The sequence below is a fragment of the Halomonas sp. THAF5a genome, assembly GCF_009363755.1.
GTDB lineage: Bacteria > Pseudomonadota > Gammaproteobacteria > Pseudomonadales > Halomonadaceae > Halomonas.
In genome coordinates, this window is the sequence record NZ_CP045417.1 from 546,803 (window position 1) to 564,328 (window position 17,526).

Sequence of the window (17,526 nt, forward strand, 5' to 3'; positions counted from 1 at the left end):
CGAAACGTGTGGGCCGGCATTCTACGCATCGGCCAGGCGCCAGGTAGGCGCGCCCATCTTATGCCTCCCATAGAGTTGCCTTATGGCCGACACCGACGACGCACTGCCCAGCCTCAAGGCGTTGATCGCCTTCGAAACCACCCTGCGCCTCGGCTCGCTGACCGCAGCGGCCAGGGCGCTGGGCGCCACCCAGCCGGCGATCTCCCAGCGCATCCGCGGTCTCGAGGGCCAGGTGGGGCTGGTGCTCTTCGAACGCAGCGGCGCCGGCCTGGCGCCGACCCGGGAGGCGCTGCGCTACTACGACGAGATCGCGCCGGCGCTCAAGCGCCTCACCGGCGCCACCCGCGAGCTGCGGGCGCGGGCGCGCTCGACCCGGCCCCGGGTGCTGATCGCCGCCAACTTCGGCTTCGCCCACCTGTGGCTGCTGCCCAGGCTCGCCCGGCTCGAGGCGGCCTTCCCCCGGGTGGAGATCGAGGTGCTGGCGGTCGACCGGGACGATCAGGATCACCTGGCCGATATCGCCATCCACTGCGATCGCGAGAGCGAGCCGGGCGATCTCTTCACCCCCGAGGAGGTGTTTCCGGTCTGCAGCCCCGCCTTCGCCGCCGCGCACGGAATCGAGGCGGGGGATGGCCCGGAACGCTGGATGGCGCTGCCGCTGCTGCACATGGACGAGCGCAATTCGCGCTGGATCGACTGGCGCGAGTGGTGTGCGCTGGCGGGGGTGCCGTTCGAGGAAGAGGGGGCGGTGTTCCGCTACAACAACTATCCGCTGCTGATCAATGCGGCCCAGGCCGGCAAGGGCATCGCGCTTGGCTGGGATCTGCTGGTCGAGGAGGCGCTCGGAGACGGTAGCCTGATCCCGCTGGCGCCGCCGATCCGCCGCGAGAGCCACGGCTATATCCTGCGCACCCGCTATGCCCACAGCGCCCTGATCGGCGAGATCATTCGCTGGGTGACCGCGGAGATCGAGCGCCGCGAGCCGGCCTAGGCCGCGCGCCTTGCCCTGGCGTGACCGCGGCGCCAGGCCGCGGCGGGCGCCACCGTGTCAGCGCCCCTGGCCCCTGATCAGGTCGCGGATCACGCGTCGCCCGGGATGCAGATGGTCGGCCAGCGGTGCCTCCAGCGGCAGCGGTTCGTCGCAGAGGCGCGAGGCGATCAGCTCAGCGGTGAGCGGCGCGCTGGAAAGGCCGCGGGAGCCATGGGCGGCGCTGATCCACAGCCCCGGGTGATGGCGGCCCGGCGTCGCCGGGATCCGGGTGGCGTCCTTGGCCATGGCGGCATAGTCGTGGCGCCAGGCCTCGGCGTCGGGCACCGGGCCGGCGTAGGGCGACTTGTCGGGGCTCGCCGCGCGCACCGCGGCGCGCCCGCCCAGCGCCGCCGGCGAGAGATCGGCGCCGGCCTCGGCCAGCGCGGCGGGATAGCCGGGCAGGGTGCGCTCGAGCTCCTCGAGGTTGAAGGCGTGATCGGCCTCGCGGGCGGTGGCGTCGGCGTCGTTGGGCGCGAAGCTGGCGCCGAAGGTCAGTTGGCCGTTCAGCGGCGGCATGGCGTAGCCGCCGGCGCACACCACCCGCGCCGGCGCGGGGGCGCCTGGCGGCAGCGTCAGCCGCGAGATCTGCCCGCGCACCGGCTGCAGGGGCAGGGCGGCGGTCTGATCGAAGCCGTTGGAGGCGGTCGCCGCGGCGATCACCACCTGATCGACCTCAATCGTGTGCTCTTCGTTTTTACCCCCGCCATCGTCGCCTGACAGCGTCAGCCGCCAGCCGCCGTTCTCGTCCTCTTCCGCGATGGGCGAGAGCCCGCGCACCTCGCCCCGGACGGCGCTCACGCCGTCGCTCGCCGCCAGCCGGCGGCACAGCGCATCCGGACGCACCCAGCCGGCCAGGGGATAGTCGAGCCCGCCGTGGGGCAGGTCGAGCCCGGCGAGCCGGCCGGCTTCCTCGGCGTCGACGCCGCGCACCACGCTCGTCGGCAGCGGATGGTTGGCCAGGAAGCGGGCCTGGCGGCGCGCCTCGCGCTCGCCGGTGGCCAGCTGCAGCACGCCGCCGGGCGACCACAGCGCCTGGTCGGGGTCCAGCGCCTCGAGCCAGCGTCGGGCATGCAGCAGCCCGGCCAGGTAGGCGCGGCTCTGCAGGTTGGTGTCGGCGGCGAGCTTCACGTAGAGCGCGCCCTGGGCGTTGCCCGAGGCGCCGGCGCCGGGGCCCTCGCGGTCGATCAGCGTCACCGCCACGCCGCGACGGGCCAGGGCGGCGGCCACGGTGGTGCCGGCGAGTCCGGCGCCGATCACCGCCACGCGGCGGGCCGGTCGCGCCGCGGGCGGCGTGAACCAGGGCGTGGCGCGGCGGCGTTCGTCCGCCGGGGGCGTCTCGATCTCGCCGGCCAGCATCTCGCGCTTGCGGCCGAAGCCCGGCACCTTGCGCCAGGCGAAGCCGGCGGCCCTGAGGCCGCGCTTGACCACCCCGGCGCAGGTGAAGGTGGCGAAGGTGGCGCCCGGGCGCGAGCGCGCGGCCATGGCGGCGAACAGCGCGTCGTGCCACATCTCGGGATTCTTCGACGGCGCGAAGCCGTCCAGGAACCAGGCGTCCACGGCGCCGTCGAGCAGCGCCAGGCGCTCGGTGGTGTCGCCGAAGTGCAGGTCCAGGGTCACGCGGCGGTCGAGCCACAGGCGATGCACGCCGGCCACCGGCTCCGGCCACTGGGCCACCAGCGCGGCGGCGCGCTCGGCCAGGTCCGGCCAGGCGGCGAGCGCCCGGGCCAGGTCATCGCGGGCGAGCGGAAACTTCTCGGTGGAGACCAGGTGCAGCCGCGCCGCCGCCGGGGCGTGGGCGTCGAAGCAGGCCCAGGCGCAGAGCATGTTGAGACCGGTGCCGAAGCCGGTCTCGCCGATGACGAAGGGGCGCGTCGCCTGCCACTCCCGGAAGCGTTCGGGCAGGCGATTGGCGGCCAGGAAGACGTGCTCGGTCTCGGCACGGCCGTCATGACGCGAGAAATAGACGTCGTCGAAGGCGCTGGAGTGAGGGGCGCTCTCGCCGCTGTCGTCCTGGCGCCAGTCGAGGCGGGCGGTCTGAAGGCCGGCGAGCGGCGGCAGGGCGTCGGGGGCAGCGGTCACGGCGGGGCTCCGGTCGGTCCGGTCTCGGGGCAGAGGGGGTGATCAAGGTTTGATCGATGCCGCCGCGGCGGCCCGGCATCGGGGCTGGCGCAAGGCGTCCGCGGCGTTTCAACAGGCTTGTCCACAGCAGCTGTGGGAAACCGGCTGTGGACAAGACAAGCGGTGGGCGAGGGTCAGGGCAGGACCTTCTTGAACGGCTTCACGGTCGCCCGGGCGTAGACGCCGGCGATCATGTAGGGGTCGGCATCGGCCCAGGCCTGGGCGCTCTCGAGGCTCTCGAACTCGGCGACCACCAGGCTCCCCGTGAAGCCGGCCTCGCCCGGGTCGTTGCTGTCGATGGCCGGGTGCGGGCCGGCCAGCACCAGGCGGCCCTCGTCGCGCAGCGCCTCGAGGCGAGCCAGGTGATCCGGACGGGCGGCCAGGCGCCGTTCCAGGCTGTCGTTCACATCTTCACTGATGATGGCGTAGAGCATCGCGGTTCTTCCTCGGTGGTGGGCGGCTCGCGCCGCGGGGCCGATGGCCTCGACATTGACCGTCACCGGCCGCGCGAGCACCATGTCGGGATATTCTGACAAAGTCACCTGCCGGCGTCATGCCCATGACCGCACCTCCCGCCCGATTCGAGGGCGACCCCCACAGCGTCGACCTGCACATGCACTCCACGGCCTCCGACGGCGCCCTGCCGCCGGCCGAGGTGGTAGCTCTGTGCCGGGCCAAGGGCGTGACCCTGATGGCGCTGACCGATCACGACACCGTGGACGGCATCGAGGCGGCCCAGGCCGCCGCTCGCGAGCAGGGCATCGGCCTGATTCCCGGCACCGAGCTCTCGACCCAGTGGCGCGGCATCAACATCCACGTGGTGGGCCTGCTGCCCGAGGGACCGAAGGGCGACTTGGTGGCGGGGCTCGCCGCCCAGGCCGAGGCCCGGGAGCAGCGCTCCCTCCGCATCGCCGAGCGGCTCGAGAAGATCGGCCTGACGGACGCCCTGGCCCGGGCCCGGGAGCAGGCCGGGAGCGAGCGCCCGCTGGGGCGGCCCGACTTCGCCCGGGCGCTGGTCGCGGCGGGGCTGGTGCCCGACATCGGCACCGCATTCAAGAAGCACCTCGGCAACGGCAAGGCCGGCGACATCAAGGCCCACTGGCCCTTTCTCGCCACGGCGGTGGCCTGGATCCTCGACGCCGGCGGGGTGGCGGTGCTCGCCCATCCGCTGCGCCACGGCCTGACCCGGCGCAAGCGCGGGCTGCTGCTCGACGACTTCGCCGCCGCCGGCGGCCAGGCCGCGGAGCTGGTCAGCGGCTTCCAGAACCCCGACGTGACCCGCGACCTGGCGCGCCAGCTCCAGGAGCGCGATCTCTACGGGTCGGTGGGCAGCGACTTCCACTTCCCCGGCGGCCACCTGGCCCCGGGCAGCATGAGCCCGGTGCCGCGCACCGCCACGCCACCGGTCTGGACCCACCCGCGCCTGGCTGGCCTCGTCGCGACCGCCGGCTGAGCGCGGCCGAGTCCGGCGGTGCGTGGTATCGTGGCGCTACGCCATTTCCGGTCACCGAACAGGGAGCTCGCGATGAGCCAGTTCTTCCAGATCCACCCGGACAATCCCCAGAAGCGCCTGATCGACCAGGCGATCCAGATCATCCGCCGCGGCGGGGTGATCGCCTACCCGACCGACTCCGGCTATGCCCTGGGCTGCCACCTGGGCGACAAGAAGGCCATCGAGAAGATCAAGTGGCTGCGCTCGCTGGACGACAAGCACAACTTCACCCTGGTCTGCTCGGATCTCTCCGAGATCGGCACCTACGCCAAGGTGGACAACACGGTCTTCCGGCTGCTGAAGGCGCACACCCCCGGGGCCTACACCTTCATCCTCGACGCCACCACCGAGGTGCCGCGGCTGCTGCTGCACCCCAAGCGCCGCTCCATCGGCGTGCGGGTGCCGGACCACCAGATCACCCGGGCCCTGCTCGAGGCGCTGGGCGAGCCGTTGATGAGCGTGACCCTGATCCCGGTGGGTGAGGAGCTGCCGATGACCGACGCCGAGGAGATCCGGGAGCGCTTCGGCGCCCATCTCGACCTGATCATCGACGGCGGCGCCTGTCACCTGGAGGCGACCAGCGTGATCGACCTGCGTGACCTGCCGCCCACCGTGGTGCGCGAGGGGCGCGGCGACGTCGCCCCCTTCCAGGTCTGACGCCCGGCCAGGCCCCACGGCGCCGCCGGCTCAGCGCGGCGGCGTCGACGTCCCGTCGTCCTCCTCCTCGTCCGTGTCCGTCCGGGCCTGTTCGGCCAGGCGCGGGTCGGGCGTGTCCTCGTCCAGCCAGGTGCCGCAGCGCAGGCAGTAGCGGGCGCGCTGCTCGTGGCGGTCATGGCCGCAGCCCGGGCAGGCCTCGTCGGAGTAGCGGTCGGCGCGGATCGAGCGGATCACCTCGGCGGAGAAGACCCCCGTGGGCACCGCGATGATCGAGTAGCCGATCAGCATCACCATCACCGAGATCGCCTGGCCCAGCGGGGTGACCGGGGTGATGTCGCCGTAGCCCACCGTGGTCAGGGTGACCACGGCCCAGTAGATCGCCTTGGGGATGCTGGTGAAGCCGGCCTCCTCGGGCTCGATCAGGTAGACGAGCGAGGCGAAGATGGTCACCAGCATGAAGACGGTGAACAGGAACAGGAAGATCTGGTGGCCGCTGCGCTTGAGGGCGTCGACCAGCAGCCGCCCCTCGCCGACGAACTCCATCAGCCGCAGCACCCGGAAGATGCGCAGGGTGCGCAGCAGGCGCACCACCACCAGCGACTGGGCGCCGGGCAGCACCAGGGCCAGCCAGGTGGGCAGGATCGCCACCAGGTCGATGATGCCGTAGAAGCTCTTGAGGTACTGCAGCGGGCGCTCGAGGCAGTAGAGGCGCACCGCGAGCTCGAGGGTGAAGGCGAGGGTGAAGCCCCACTCGATCCAGTAGAAGAGCGCCGCGTGGCCGGCGCGCAGGCTCGCGATGCTCTCCAGCATCACCACCAGTACGCTGGCCAGTATCGCCCCGATCAGGGCGATGTCGAAGCCCTTGGCCAGCGGGGTGTCGGATTCGAAGATGATCTGGAAGACCCGGGTGCGCAAGCCTTCGCCCGCGGGCTTGGGGAGGTAGTTCACGAGCGTCGTCCTTGTGGTGGCGAACCGGGCCTGTCGGGCGGGGGCGGCGCGGCTCAGCTCAGCTCGGCGTCGCCCGGCAGCCGGCGGGCCAGGCGCAGCATGCGCCGCCCGAAGGCCGGGGTCAGCCAGGGCTCGGCCGAGAGGGCCTCGGCGAGCGCGCGGGCGTCGCCGTCTCCCTCGGCATCATCGCCCAGTTCCGCCAGCCGTTGGAAGGCCCGGCGCGCCTCGCGCCGCCAGGCCTCGTCGCTGCTGTCCGCCAGGGCATCCAGTGCCGCGGTGGCGCGATGCAGCCAGCCGGCGGGGGAGGCGGCCTCGGGCAGGGCGCGCGCGCCCTCGAGCAGGGCGCCGCCGCGGGCCGCCTTGCTGGTGTCCGAGGGGCGCAGGGCGACCCGGTCGGCTAGGGCCTCGGCCAGCGACCAGAGCGCCTCGGGCTCGCCCGCCTTGAGCTCGAGCTCCAGCTCGCGGATCGCCACGACCCGCTCGCCGGCCCGGATCTCGCCGATGTCCAGGGCGAGCTCGATGGTCGCCCCCGCGTGCTCGAGCCACCAGGTCTCCCGGGCGAAATCGGTGGCGAAGCGCGGCGCCAGGCGCTCGAGCAGGCCCGCCTCGCACCCGGCCAGGGGCGGCAGGGCCGCGAGCCCCGCCAGGTCGAGGCCGGGGCCCGGCACCTCCCACTCCCACTCGCCGCGGGTCGAGAGTCCTCCGCCGCCCTGGCCGCGGGTCTTCAGGGTCTGCAGCAGGCGGCCGTCGACGCGGCGCAGGCGCAGCGCCATGCGCGCGTCCTCCAGGTCGCCCTCGGGGGTGTCGAAGTAGGTATTGCCCAGCTGGGCAAGGGTCGGCGTCACTCCGACCAGGCGCGGATGGTGCCGCAGGGCCTCGGCGCCCTCGTGCTCCGTGTCGCCCAGGGCGAGCTTGAGTTCGATCTCGTGTGCCATCGGGAGTGCCACCTCGGTTCGATGAATATTGGATGAATTTGTCATGACGCTGGCAGTGTCAGTCACTATACTGACGCCGCCATTTTTCCAGGTTCATAGATGCCCATGGTGACATCCAATCCCTTCTCCGCGATGTTCGGCCGCTCGCCATTCCATCCGCTGCTGGCCCACATCGTCAAGGCCAACGCCTGTGCCGACGCGCTGCTGCCCTTCTTCGAAGCGACCCTCGAAGGCGACTGGGACACCGCCGAGCAGCATCGCGAGACCATCACCCGCCTCGAGCACGAGGCCGATGAGCTCAAGACCGAGCTGCGCCTCAACCTGCCCAACACCATGTTCCTGCCGGTCTCGCGCTCCGACCTGCTCGACCTGATCAGCGTGCAGGACAAGATCGCCAACAAGGTCCGCGACATCACCGGCATCATGCTCGGGCGTCGCATGCAGGTGCCCGAGGAGCTGGCCCAGCCGATGCGCGACTACATGCGCACCTCGGTGGCCTGCGTGGCCCAGGCGCGCCACGCCCTCGAGGAGCTCAAGGATCTGCTCGAGTCCGGCTTCGGCCGCAACGTCTCCGACGTGATGCAGAAGCTGATCCGCGAGCTGCACGTGCTCGAGCAGCAGGCCGACAGCCAGCAGGTGGCGATCCGCCGCCAGCTCTTCGAGCTCGAGGATCGCCTGCCGCCGGTGGACGTGATGTTCCTCTACAAGATCATCGACTGGGTGGGCGAGCTCTCCGACCGCGCCGAGCGCGTCGGCAGCCGACTGCAGATCATGACGGCCAACTGAACGCGGCGGCCCCGGCGATCCCGGGGCTGCGTTGTTTCGCTCTTCTTCTGACCGCAACAAGGGAACGCTCCCTATGTCGATCATTGCGCAGCACGGCGAGATCTTCATCATCCTCGCCTGTCTCTTCGGCTTCTTCATGGCCTGGGGCGTCGGCGCCAACGACGTGGCCAACGCCATGGGCACCTCGGTGGGCTCCCGAGCCATCACCATCAAGCAGGCGATCATCATCGCCGTGATCTTCGAGTTTCTCGGTGCCTGGCTCGCCGGCGGCGAGGTCACCAACACCATCCGCAAGGGCATCATCGATCCCGAGCTGCTGAAGGAGGACCCCCAGCTGCTGGTCTACGGCATGCTGGCGGCGCTGCTCGCGGCGGCCACCTGGCTGCTGGTCGCCTCCATGAAGGGCTGGCCGGTCTCCACTACCCACTCCATCGTCGGCGCCATCGTCGGCTTCTCGGTGGCGGGCCTCGGCGCCGCCGCGGTGGACTGGGGCGCGGTGGGCACCATCGCCGCCAGCTGGGTGGTCTCGCCGCTGCTCTCCGGCACCATCGCCTTCACGCTCTTCAAGTCGGTCCAGCACCTGATCTTCGAGGCCCAGGACCCCTTCGCCGCGGCCAAGCGCTACGTGCCGATGTACATCTTCCTGGTCGGCTTCGCGGTGACCATGGTGACCCTCACCAAGGGCCTCAAGCACGTCGGCCTGGACCTCGGCTTCGGCACCAGCCTGCTGCTCGCCATCCTCGCCGGCCTGCTGATCGCGGCGCTGGGCGTGTTCATGGAGCGTCGCGTCAAGGCCGCCAGTCGCCAGGCCGACCACTTCGGCTTCACCGGGGTGGAGCGGGTCTTCGGCGTGCTGATGATCTTCACCGCCTGCGCCATGGCCTTCGCCCACGGCTCCAACGACGTGGCCAACGCCGTGGGGCCGCTGGCGGCGGTGATCAGCGTGGTGCAATCCGGCGGCAAGGTCGAGGGCGCCGCCCTGGTGCCCTGGTGGGTGCTGGTGCTGGGCGGCGGCGGCATCGTCGTCGGCCTGGTCACCTACGGCCACAAGGTCATCGCCACCGTGGGCACCGGCATCACCGAGCTGACCCCGAGCCGCGGCTTCGCCGCCACCCTGGCGGCCGCCACCACCGTGGTGCTGGCCTCGGGCACCGGCCTGCCGATCTCCACCACCCATACCCTGGTCGGGGCGGTGCTCGGCGTGGGCCTGGCCCGCGGCATGGCGGCGCTCAACCTGCGGGTCATCGGCACCATCGCCATGTCGTGGCTGATCACGCTGCCGGCGGGCGCGGGTCTCGCGATCCTGTTCTTCTTCACTCTGAAGGGCATGTTCGGCTAAGCGCCGAGCGACACGCGCCGAGCGACAAGCCACCCCGAAGGCCTCGGCCTTCGGGGTTTCTTTTGCCGCGGCTGATGCCAGGCTGGCGCTTGGCCGCTTGGCCGCTTGGCCGCTTGGCCGCTTGGCCGCTTGGCCGCTTGGCCGCTTGGCCGCTTGCCGGTGCCGCCGTATTTATGGCTCTGATATAGTAGTTCCGACCCTCCCTCGTTCACCTGCTGCCGGAGCGCGGCCTTGGATACTCGTTTCCCCTTCGTCGACTGGTTTCGCAACTCCTCGCCCTACATCAACGCCCATCGGGGACGCACCTTCGTCATCCTGATCGAGGGGGAGGCCATGGCGAGCGGCCGAGGCGAGCAGCTGATCCAGGACCTGGCGCTGCTGCACACCCTGGGCGTGCGGCTGGTGGTGGTGTTCGGCATTCGTCCCCAGGTGCAGCAGGCCCTCGACGAGGACGGCATCGTGCCGACCCGCCATCGCGGGCGCTGGGTGGCCGACGAGGCGATCATGGCGCGGGTCGAGCGTATCGCCGCCGAGCAGCGGCTGTGGCTCGAGGCGCGACTCTCCCCCGGGCTGCCCAATACGCCCCTGCACGGCATCGAGATGACCGTGGTCTCCGGCAACCTGGTGATGGCCAAGCCGCTGGGGGTGCGCGACGGCGTCGACTTCGATCGCAGCGGCGAGGTGCGCCGGGTGCGCGACCGGGCGGTCGAGGGCCTGCTCGAGCGCGGCGCGCTGGTGGTGCTGCCGCCGCTGGGCTTCTCCAGTACCGGCGAGGTCTTCGACCTGGACGCCGCCGAGGTGGCGCACCATGCCGCCACGGCGCTCGGCGCCGACAAGCTGATCCTGCTCGGCGAGGCCTGCGGTCTGGTCGATGCCGGTGGCCGGCTGCAGCGCCAGCTGACCCCGGCGGAGGCCGCGCCGCTGCTGCGCCAGGCGGATCCCGCCAGCGAGCTGGCCCGCCACCTGGGCGCCGCCTGTGCGGCGGCGCGCCACGGGGTCGCCCGCACCCACCTGCTCTCCTGGCACGATCACGATGCCCTGCTCGGTGAGCTGTTCACCCGCGACGGCGTCGGCACCATGATCACCGAGCACCGCTACGAGCAGCTGCGCCCCGCGGAGCTCGGCGACATCGGCGGGCTGCTGGAGCTGCTCGAGCCGCTGGAGTCCCGGGGCATGCTGGTGCCGCGCTCCCGCGAGCGGCTGGAGTACGAGATCGACGACTACCTGGTGATCGACCGCGACGGCATGATCATCGGCTGCGCCGCCCTGCACGCCTTCGACGAGGCGGAGATGGGCGAGCTGGCCTGCGTGGCCGTGCACGACGACTACCGGGGCGGCGCCCGCGGCGAGCGCCTGCTCGCCGAGATCGAGCGCCGCGCCCGCCGCCTCGGGCTCTCGTCGCTGTTCGCCCTGACCACCCATACCACCCACTGGTTCTTCGAGCACGACTTCCGCCTGGCCGACATCGAGGCGCTGCCCACCCTGCGTCGCGACACCTACAACCACGCCCGCAAGTCCAAGATCCTGATCAAGACCCTCGCCTGAGCGACCGGGCTGTCGCCGGACGGCGTCGCCCGGCGCCGTAGCGTCTCCGCTGGGTAACGCCGCAACCCTCTGATAATAAGTGACTTTCGCGAAGCGACGCGAAAGGCGTCGCCATCTGGCGACGAAATCCTCCGCGCTTACCCCCGGTTTTCCCCGTTGGGGCCTCCTGCGTTCGCCCATGCCGTTTTATGGTCTTTCCAAGTTATTGATTTAAATGGGTTGCCAGTGTTTCTGGCATGTCCCTGGCAATAGGTTGGGTGAGCAAGGGAAGCGGATCATACGGCTCGATCCGTTTTCCGGTTGCCGAGGGGGCGCCGCGTCATCACTACCCTGTGCGCCCGGCCTCCCGAACGCGACCAGTGTCTGCTCCAAGCGATGTGTGACTTTAGGTTGCGATGAGACGGTACCGCCGAGAGGCAAGGATCGGTATCGAGAGGGCAAGGATGCCCTGGCAAGGATGCCTCTCCCCCGTCAGGGGGAATCGAATCGCGCGGCATCGCCCTCGTGGCGCTGCCGCCAGGCACGAGGCGGGGTGGCCGGTCGGCCGCCCGCATGAGAATGACCGGCCCCTGGTGGCAGACGGCGTTCCCATGGCTTCGAGGGCCCTCTGGCCCATGGTGAGCTCAGCGATGGACGGACCAGGTCGTCGATCGGTGGTCTCGCCAGACCCTTCAGTTCCCTGCGTATTGGGCCGGCCTAGCCGGCCCTTTTTTTCGCCTGCGGGTGAGGCCTGCGATCGCGAGGTGGCCGGCCGATCTCTGGTATCCTAAGGGATGAACGATGGTGGTTCCCTTTACTCTCCTGCAAAGAACGCTCTTCATGACCACAGCCGTTACGCGCCGCTGGCGTCCGCGCTCGCTGTTACAGCTGGTGCTGCTGGCCTTCCTGGTGGTGATGCTGCCGCTGGCGGTGCTGATGATCCAGGCCGGTCAGGCGCTCTCCGAGCTCTCGCGGCTGGCCGACCAGAGTGCCCGCCAGGCGGTGGACGAGACGCGGCGCGCCCGCTCGCTGGGTGCCCTGGCCCTGGAGATGGAGCGCGGTGCCCGCCAGTACGCGGTGGTCGAGCAGGAGGGGCTGCTGGAGATCTTCGACGAGCGCCTCAGCGAGTTCCGGCAGCTGCTGGCCCAGCAGCGCCAGCTGCTGCCCGATGACCCCAACGTGGCGGCGCTGGAGCGGGCGCTGGACGACCTCGCCGAGCTGCCCGACCTGCCGCTGGAGGCGTTCAAGGCGCGGCTCGACGACTTCCTGCCCTTCGCCCGGCATACCGAGGCGATGCGCCAGGCCACCAACCGCCGGATCGATGAGCGCATCGACACCATCAGCGAGCGCGCCGAGGGCGTGCAGATCCGCCTCTGGTGGCAGACCGCGGCGCTGGTCTCTGCGAGCCTGGTGCTGATGCTGCTGTTCACCCGGCTGATCATCCAGCCGATCCGCCAGCTCGAGCGGCGCATTCTCGGCATCGGCAGCCTGGGCGGCGACACCGAGCGCCACCATCGGCCCCTCAAGGGGCCGGCGGAGCTGGTCACCCTCGGCGAGCGCCTGGACTGGCTGGCCTCCCGGCTCGACGACCTGGAGGCCCAGAAGCAGCAGTTCCTGCGCCACATGTCCCATGAGCTCAAGACGCCGCTGGCCAGCGTGCGGGAGGGCTCGTCGCTGCTCGCCGACGGCGTGGCCGGCGAGGTCACGCCGCGCCAGCGCGAGATCCTCGATCTGATCGACACCAGTGGGCGCGAGCTGCAGCAGCTGATCGAGCAGCTGCTCGACTACAACCTGCTCAAGCACAGCCGCCAGCTCGATATCGTCCGGCTGGACGTCGCCACCGTGGTCAAGGAGGTGCTGGCCAAGCACCGCCTGGCGCTCGACAACAAGGAGATGCGGGTCAGCTGCTTCCACGGCCCGCTGACCTGGGCGCTCGACGGCACCGCCACCGCCCGGGTGCTCGACAACCTGATCTCCAACGCCGTGGCCTACGGCGAGGATGGCGGCGAGCTCGAGATCCGCGCCCGCGCGCTGCCGGACCGCCTGGTGATCGAGGTCGCCAACAGCGGCGAGCCGATCGCCGAGGAGGATCGCGGCCGGCTCTTCGACGCCTTCTACCAGGGCCGAGTGCGCCGCAAGGGCCCGCTCAAGGGCTCCGGCATCGGCCTCTCGGTGGCCGCCGACTGCGCTCGCCTCCAGGAGGGGCAACTCGAGCTGGTCGACGACCCGCGGCTGGCGGTGTGCTTCCGGCTCACCCTGCCCTGGCCGACCCCGTCGCCCGACTCGGGCGACCCGACCTCGCAACCCGCCCTGGCGGATGACGATGCTACCAAGGACCTGTCATGACCGTACGCCCCTGGCTGCTGTGTCTGACCACGCTGTGGCTGACCGGATGTCAGTATCTTCCCGAGGCGCTTGCGCCCGATGCCCGCGTGGCGATGCCGAATCCCCCTAAGGGCGCGCTTGCCTGCACCGACGCGCTGCCGGACTTCGACGACCACGACTGCCTGCTGCCCGAGTGGGTGGCCTTCGGCCTGACCTCCCAGCGGGGCGACCGGGCGTGGCGGGAGGCCACCCTGCTGCGCCTCGACGGCGAGGACAAGGAGAGCCGCCTGGCGCGCGCCGTGCTGCTCGCCTGGGGCAGCGAGCCGCAGTGGGATCGCGCCTCGGAGCTCTTCAAGGCCGACCTGGCGAGCGCCCCGACCGAGCTGCAGCCGCTGCTGCGCTACTGGCTCAACGAGCTGGAGGGGCGGCGACGCCTGGCCGATCAGCTGGCCGAGCAGCGCCGCGCCGCCGAGGCCGTCGCCCAGGAGAAGGAGGCGCTCGGCCAGGAGCTCGAGGCGATGGCCGAGAAGCTCGAGCAGCTCACCGCCATCGAACAGAACATCAACCTGCGACAGCAGAGTGAATAACCTCGGAGAGACGACATGAAGCAGACCGGACGCCTGCCCCACGCCGGCGATCATGGCGCGCATATCCTGCTGGTGGACGACGATGTCAGCCTGCTGAAACTGCTGGGCATGCGGCTCGAGAGCCGCGGCTACCGCGTCACCACCGCCGAGAGCGGACGCGAGGCCCTCAAGCGGCTGGAGGTCGCGCGTCCGGATCTGGTGCTCTCCGATCTGCGCATGGACGAGATGGACGGCCTGGCGCTCTTCCAGGAGATCCAGCGCCGCCTGCCGGGGCTGCCGGTGATCCTGCTCACCGCCCACGGCTCGATTCCCGACGCGGTGAGCGCCACCCGCCAGGGCGTGTTCGGCTTCCTGACCAAGCCGGTCGACCGCGACGAGCTCTTCTCGGCCATCGACGACGCCCTGGCCCAGACCTCGACCGCCGCCACCGAGGGCGACGACGCCTGGCGCTCGGCGATCATCACCCGCAGCCCCGAGATGGAGCGTATCCTCGAGCAGGCGCGCATGGTTGCCGCCTCGGACGTCAGCGTGCTGGTCACCGGCCCCTCGGGCTCCGGCAAGGAGCTGCTGGCCGGCGCCATTCACAAGGCGAGTCCCCGGGCCGACAAGCCCTTCGTGGCGATCAACTGCGGGGCGCTTCCCGAGCAGCTCCTGGAGAGCGAGCTGTTCGGCCACGCCAAGGGCGCCTTCACCGGGGCCGTGAGCGAGCATCGCGGCCTCTTCCAGGCGGCCGACGGCGGCACCCTGTTCCTCGACGAGATCGGCGACATGCCGATGACCCTGCAGGTCAAGCTGCTGCGCGCCCTCCAGGAGCGCCAGATCCGCCCACTCGGCTCGACCGCCTCGGTGCCCATCGACGTGCGGATCATCTCGGCGACCCACCGCGACCTGGATCGCGCCATGCACGAGGGCGAGTTCCGCGAGGACCTCTACTACCGCCTCAACGTGGTCAACCTGCGCCTGCCGCCCCTCAAGGAGCGCGCCGAGGACGTGCCGCTGCTGGCCAAGCACCTGGTCGCCCAGGCCGCCGCGCGGCACAAGCCCTTCGTCAAGGGGTTCTCGCCGGAGGCGCTCAACCTGCTGGCCACCTCCGCCTGGCCGGGCAACGTCCGCCAGCTGGTCAACGTGGTGGAGCAGTGCGTCGCCCTGACCACCTCGCCGATGATCCCGGAGGGGCTGGTGGCCCAGGCGCTGGCCGCCGAGGAGAACGCCATGCCCACCTTCAACGATGCCCGGGCCGGCTTCGAGCGCAGCTACCTGGTCAAGGTGCTCAAGATCACCGAGGGCAACGTCACCCAGGCGGCGCGCATCGCCGGGCGCAATCGCACCGACTTCTACAAGCTGCTGGCCCGCCACGAGCTCGAGCCCGGCGCCTTCAAGCCCGCCTCCCGCCAGCCCGAGCACCACTAAGGCATGCACCACCGGGCCGCCGGCGGTCGGCCGCCGACCGCCCCGCTGGCCTCGCCGTCACCCCGCAACGCAAGACCCCCTGCCTCGGCAGGGGGTCTTGCGTTGCGGGGTGAACGCGCGCCTTACTCGGGCAGCTTGGTGCGGCGCAGGTAGGGGAAGACGGTCTCGTACTCGCCGAACTTCGCCTTGGCGTCCTCATCGGAGACCGTCGGCGGGATGATCACGTCCTCGCCGACGGTCCAGTCGGCCGGGGTGGCCACGCCCTTGGCGCCGGCGGTCTGCAGGGCGTCCAGGGCGCGCAGCACCTCGGCGAAGTTGCGGCCCACGTTCATCGGGTAGGTCATGGCGAGCTTGAGCTGCTTGTCCGGACCGATGATGAACACCGTGCGCACGGTGGCGCTGTCGGCCGGGGTGCGGCCGTCCGGCAGGTAGGCCTCGGCCGGCAGCATGTCGAACAGCTTGGCGACCTTGAGGTCCTCGTCGGCGATGATCGGGAAGCCGACGTCGCAGCCGGCGAAGCTCGCGATGTCATTGGTCCACTTCTTGTGGTCCTCGACGCCGTCCACGGAGACGCCGATCACCTTGGTGCCGCGCTTCTGCCACTCGGCGTTGAGCTTGGCCACGGCGCCGAACTCGGTGGTGCAGACCGGGGTGAAGTCCTTCGGATGCGAGAACAGGATCGCCCAGCTGTCGCCGATCCACTCGTGGAAGCGGATCGGGCCCTGGCTGGTATCGGCCTCGAAATCGGGTACGACGTCGTTGATGCGCAGTGACATGGTGCAACTCCCTTCTCTGGGTGGGTGAAGCTGCCGGCCCGCCGCCGGTCTTGCCGGCAGGGCGGGCCGTACGGGTCCTCTCCTCATTGTCGGGGCTCGCGGGGCTCTCGACAACGGCCGGACGGCGTCTCTCTCGTACTTTGATGTTTTAACGTTAGACGATGAAGGCGGTCTCGCGGCGCACGGACCGCCCGTGCCCGCTCAGTCGTCGCGGGTCTCGAGCACCTCCAGCGCCAGGCGTCCCTCGCCCAGGCGCGCCGCGAGGCGCTCCCCGGGGGCGGCGTCCGCCGCCCGGCGCACCACCCGGCCGGCGTCGTTCTCGAGGATCGCATAGCCGCGTCCCAGCACCGCCAGCGGGCTCACCGCCTGCAGCTCGCGCACGATGCCGCCCAGCCGCTCGCGGTGGCGGGCGAGCGCCCGGGGCATCGCCTGATGCAGGCGCTGGGTGGCGCGCGCGAGCCGCTGCCCGGCCTGGTCGGTCAGCCGGTCCGGCGAGCGCAGGGCCAGGCGTCGCTGCAGGTCGTGTGCCCGGCGCCGCTCCTGGTCGAGCCGCGCCCGGGCGGCCCGGTGCAGCCGCGCCTCCAGCGCCTCGAGCTGGCGGCGACGCGCCGCCAGCACCTCGCCGGGGTGACGCAGCCGGGCGCGCAGGTGGTCCAGCCGCTGGGCGTCGGTGTCGAGGCGGGCGCGCTGGGCGCGAGACAGCCGCTCGGCGAGCCCCGCGAGGCGCTGTAGCCGCTCGCGGCGGTCGGGCACCAGCTGCTCGGCCGCGGCCGAGGGGGTGGGGGCGCGGGCGTCGGCGGCGAAGTCGGCGAGCGTGGTGTCCACCTCGTGGCCCACCGCGGCCATCACCGGCAGCCGGGAGTGGAAGATCGCCCGGGCCAGGTGCTCGTCGTTGAAGGCCCAGAGGTCCTCCAGGCTGCCGCCGCCCCGGGTGATCAGGATGGCGTCCCGGGCAGGGTCCAGCGCCTGCTGGCGGTTGAGCAGGCCCAGCGCCGAGATCATCGCCGGCGCCGCCTCGCGGCCCTGCACCGGCACCGGGATCAGCGTGACCCGGGCGAGCGGCCAGCGCGCCGCGAGCACCGCCAGCACATCGCGGATCGCCGCCCCGGTGGGCGAGGTGAGCACCAGCAGGTGGCGCGGCGGGAAGGGCAGGGGGCGCGCGTTGGTGAACACCCCCTCGGCGGCGAGGCGCGCCTTGAGGCGCTCGAGGGCGGCCAGCAGCTCGCCTTCACCCGCCGCCTGCACCGCCTCGACGATCAGCTGGTAGTCGCCACGGGGCTCGAAGAGCGACACCTTGCCGCGCACCTTGACCCGGTCGCCGTCGCGCATCGGCGCGGCGACGAAGCGCGCCCGAGTGCGAAACAGCGCGCAGCGCAGCTGGGCCTTGTCGTCCTTGAGGGTGAAGTAGACGTGCCCCGAGGCCGGGCGCGACACCCCGGAGAGCTCGCCCTCCACCCACACCTCACCGACGTCCTGCTCCAGGGCCCGCCGGGCGCGCCGGTTGAGCTCGCTGACGGAGAGCGCCTCGCGGTCGCTGTCGTGATCCTTGGGCGTGTCGTCGAGAGGGGATGGCATGGGGCGGCTCTCCGGCGGGAACGC

At 71.3% G+C, this 17,526-nt stretch carries 15 protein-coding genes; 9 read left to right on the forward strand and 6 right to left on the reverse strand.

The annotated features are described in order from the left end of the window. The first annotated feature begins 82 nt into the window (after positions 1–82). Positions 83–991 carry a LysR substrate-binding domain-containing protein gene (locus tag FIU83_RS02445; RefSeq protein WP_152482600.1) on the forward strand — a complete coding sequence of 303 codons (909 nt, stop codon included), beginning with the start codon at positions 83–85 and terminating at the stop codon, positions 989–991. Positions 992–1,048: 57 nt separating this feature from the next. Here the strand turns inward: FIU83_RS02445 and mnmC are convergent, their stop codons facing one another. Both mnmC and FIU83_RS02455 read right to left on the reverse strand, forming a co-directional pair. Next, positions 1,049–3,109 carry a bifunctional tRNA (5-methylaminomethyl-2-thiouridine)(34)-methyltransferase MnmD/FAD-dependent 5-carboxymethylaminomethyl-2-thiouridine(34) oxidoreductase MnmC gene (gene mnmC, locus FIU83_RS02450; protein WP_152482601.1) on the reverse strand — a complete coding sequence of 687 codons (2,061 nt, stop codon included), beginning with the start codon at positions 3,107–3,109 and terminating at the stop codon, positions 1,049–1,051. A 173-nt stretch (positions 3,110–3,282) separates the two neighbouring features. After that, positions 3,283–3,582, reverse strand: a complete 300-nt coding sequence (locus FIU83_RS02455) for a YciI family protein (RefSeq protein WP_152485217.1) — start codon at positions 3,580–3,582, stop codon at positions 3,283–3,285. 119 nt (positions 3,583–3,701) lie between these two features. Between FIU83_RS02455 and FIU83_RS02460 the strand changes: the two genes are divergently transcribed. Both FIU83_RS02460 and FIU83_RS02465 read left to right on the forward strand, forming a co-directional pair. Then, a complete protein-coding gene (locus tag FIU83_RS02460; protein WP_152482602.1) occupies positions 3,702–4,601 on the forward strand; it encodes a PHP domain-containing protein in 900 nt (299 codons plus the stop codon). Between the two features lie 72 nt (positions 4,602–4,673). Next, positions 4,674–5,297 (forward strand): L-threonylcarbamoyladenylate synthase, encoded by a 624-nt coding sequence (locus FIU83_RS02465; protein WP_152482603.1) that lies wholly within the window; start codon positions 4,674–4,676, stop codon positions 5,295–5,297. Positions 5,298–5,327: 30 nt separating this feature from the next. Here the strand turns inward: FIU83_RS02465 and FIU83_RS02470 are convergent, their stop codons facing one another. Together FIU83_RS02470 and FIU83_RS02475 are read right to left on the reverse strand one after the other, a co-directional pair. Further along, positions 5,328–6,245 carry an ion transporter gene (locus tag FIU83_RS02470; protein ID WP_152482604.1) on the reverse strand — a complete coding sequence of 306 codons (918 nt, stop codon included), beginning with the start codon at positions 6,243–6,245 and terminating at the stop codon, positions 5,328–5,330. A gap of 53 nt (positions 6,246–6,298) precedes the next feature. Continuing rightward, positions 6,299–7,180 carry a CYTH domain-containing protein gene (locus tag FIU83_RS02475; protein WP_152482605.1) on the reverse strand — a complete coding sequence of 294 codons (882 nt, stop codon included), beginning with the start codon at positions 7,178–7,180 and terminating at the stop codon, positions 6,299–6,301. 105 nt (positions 7,181–7,285) lie between these two features. Between FIU83_RS02475 and FIU83_RS02480 the strand changes: the two genes are divergently transcribed. From FIU83_RS02480 to glrR, 6 genes are all read left to right on the forward strand, one after another. Further along, the gene (locus FIU83_RS02480) at positions 7,286–7,966 is read left to right on the forward strand and encodes a TIGR00153 family protein (RefSeq protein WP_152485218.1); all 681 of its coding nucleotides are present in this window, start codon (positions 7,286–7,288) and stop codon (positions 7,964–7,966) included. A gap of 73 nt (positions 7,967–8,039) precedes the next feature. Beyond that, complete coding sequence (locus FIU83_RS02485; protein ID WP_152482606.1) at positions 8,040–9,305, forward strand: inorganic phosphate transporter; 1,266 nt, start codon at positions 8,040–8,042, stop codon at positions 9,303–9,305. 231 nt (positions 9,306–9,536) lie between these two features. Then, positions 9,537–10,850 carry an amino-acid N-acetyltransferase gene (gene argA / locus FIU83_RS02490; RefSeq protein WP_152482607.1) on the forward strand — a complete coding sequence of 438 codons (1,314 nt, stop codon included), beginning with the start codon at positions 9,537–9,539 and terminating at the stop codon, positions 10,848–10,850. Positions 10,851–11,669: 819 nt separating this feature from the next. Then, positions 11,670–13,175, forward strand: a complete 1,506-nt coding sequence (locus tag FIU83_RS02495) for a sensor histidine kinase KdpD (RefSeq protein ID WP_152482608.1) — start codon at positions 11,670–11,672, stop codon at positions 13,173–13,175. Next, positions 13,172–13,741 carry a hypothetical protein gene (locus FIU83_RS02500; protein ID WP_152482609.1) on the forward strand — a complete coding sequence of 190 codons (570 nt, stop codon included), beginning with the start codon at positions 13,172–13,174 and terminating at the stop codon, positions 13,739–13,741. The genes FIU83_RS02495 and FIU83_RS02500 overlap by 4 nt, the downstream gene beginning before the upstream one ends. A gap of 15 nt (positions 13,742–13,756) precedes the next feature. Then, entirely contained in the window at positions 13,757–15,151 is a 1,395-nt protein-coding gene (glrR, locus tag FIU83_RS02505; protein WP_152482610.1) for a two-component system response regulator GlrR, read from the forward strand. A 122-nt stretch (positions 15,152–15,273) separates the two neighbouring features. Here the strand turns inward: glrR and FIU83_RS02510 are convergent, their stop codons facing one another. Both FIU83_RS02510 and xseA read right to left on the reverse strand, forming a co-directional pair. After that, positions 15,274–15,927 (reverse strand): peroxiredoxin, encoded by a 654-nt coding sequence (locus FIU83_RS02510; RefSeq protein ID WP_152482611.1) that lies wholly within the window; start codon positions 15,925–15,927, stop codon positions 15,274–15,276. A gap of 201 nt (positions 15,928–16,128) precedes the next feature. Then, positions 16,129–17,502 carry an exodeoxyribonuclease VII large subunit gene (xseA, locus tag FIU83_RS02515; protein ID WP_152482612.1) on the reverse strand — a complete coding sequence of 458 codons (1,374 nt, stop codon included), beginning with the start codon at positions 17,500–17,502 and terminating at the stop codon, positions 16,129–16,131. Between the last annotated feature and the right edge of the window lie 24 nt (positions 17,503–17,526).

Excerpts from the sequence above, each read along its gene's own strand:
- FIU83_RS02445 (WP_152482600.1), top strand. The coding sequence starts at position 83 with ATGGCCGACACCGACGACGCACTGCCCAGCCTCAAGGCGTTGATCGCC.
- FIU83_RS02455 (WP_152485217.1), bottom strand. The coding sequence starts at position 3,582 with ATGCTCTACGCCATCATCAGTGAAGATGTGAACGACAGCCTGGAACGG.
- FIU83_RS02460 (WP_152482602.1), top strand. The coding sequence starts at position 3,702 with ATGCCCATGACCGCACCTCCCGCCCGATTCGAGGGCGACCCCCACAGC.
- FIU83_RS02465 (WP_152482603.1), top strand. The coding sequence starts at position 4,674 with ATGAGCCAGTTCTTCCAGATCCACCCGGACAATCCCCAGAAGCGCCTG.
- FIU83_RS02475 (WP_152482605.1), bottom strand. The coding sequence starts at position 7,180 with ATGGCACACGAGATCGAACTCAAGCTCGCCCTGGGCGACACGGAGCAC.
- FIU83_RS02480 (WP_152485218.1), top strand. The coding sequence starts at position 7,286 with ATGGTGACATCCAATCCCTTCTCCGCGATGTTCGGCCGCTCGCCATTC.
- FIU83_RS02485 (WP_152482606.1), top strand. The coding sequence starts at position 8,040 with ATGTCGATCATTGCGCAGCACGGCGAGATCTTCATCATCCTCGCCTGT.
- FIU83_RS02495 (WP_152482608.1), top strand. The coding sequence starts at position 11,670 with ATGACCACAGCCGTTACGCGCCGCTGGCGTCCGCGCTCGCTGTTACAG.
- FIU83_RS02500 (WP_152482609.1), top strand. The coding sequence starts at position 13,172 with ATGACCGTACGCCCCTGGCTGCTGTGTCTGACCACGCTGTGGCTGACC.
- glrR (WP_152482610.1), top strand. The coding sequence starts at position 13,757 with ATGAAGCAGACCGGACGCCTGCCCCACGCCGGCGATCATGGCGCGCAT.
- FIU83_RS02510 (WP_152482611.1), bottom strand. The coding sequence starts at position 15,927 with ATGTCACTGCGCATCAACGACGTCGTACCCGATTTCGAGGCCGATACC.
- xseA (WP_152482612.1), bottom strand. The coding sequence starts at position 17,502 with ATGCCATCCCCTCTCGACGACACGCCCAAGGATCACGACAGCGACCGC.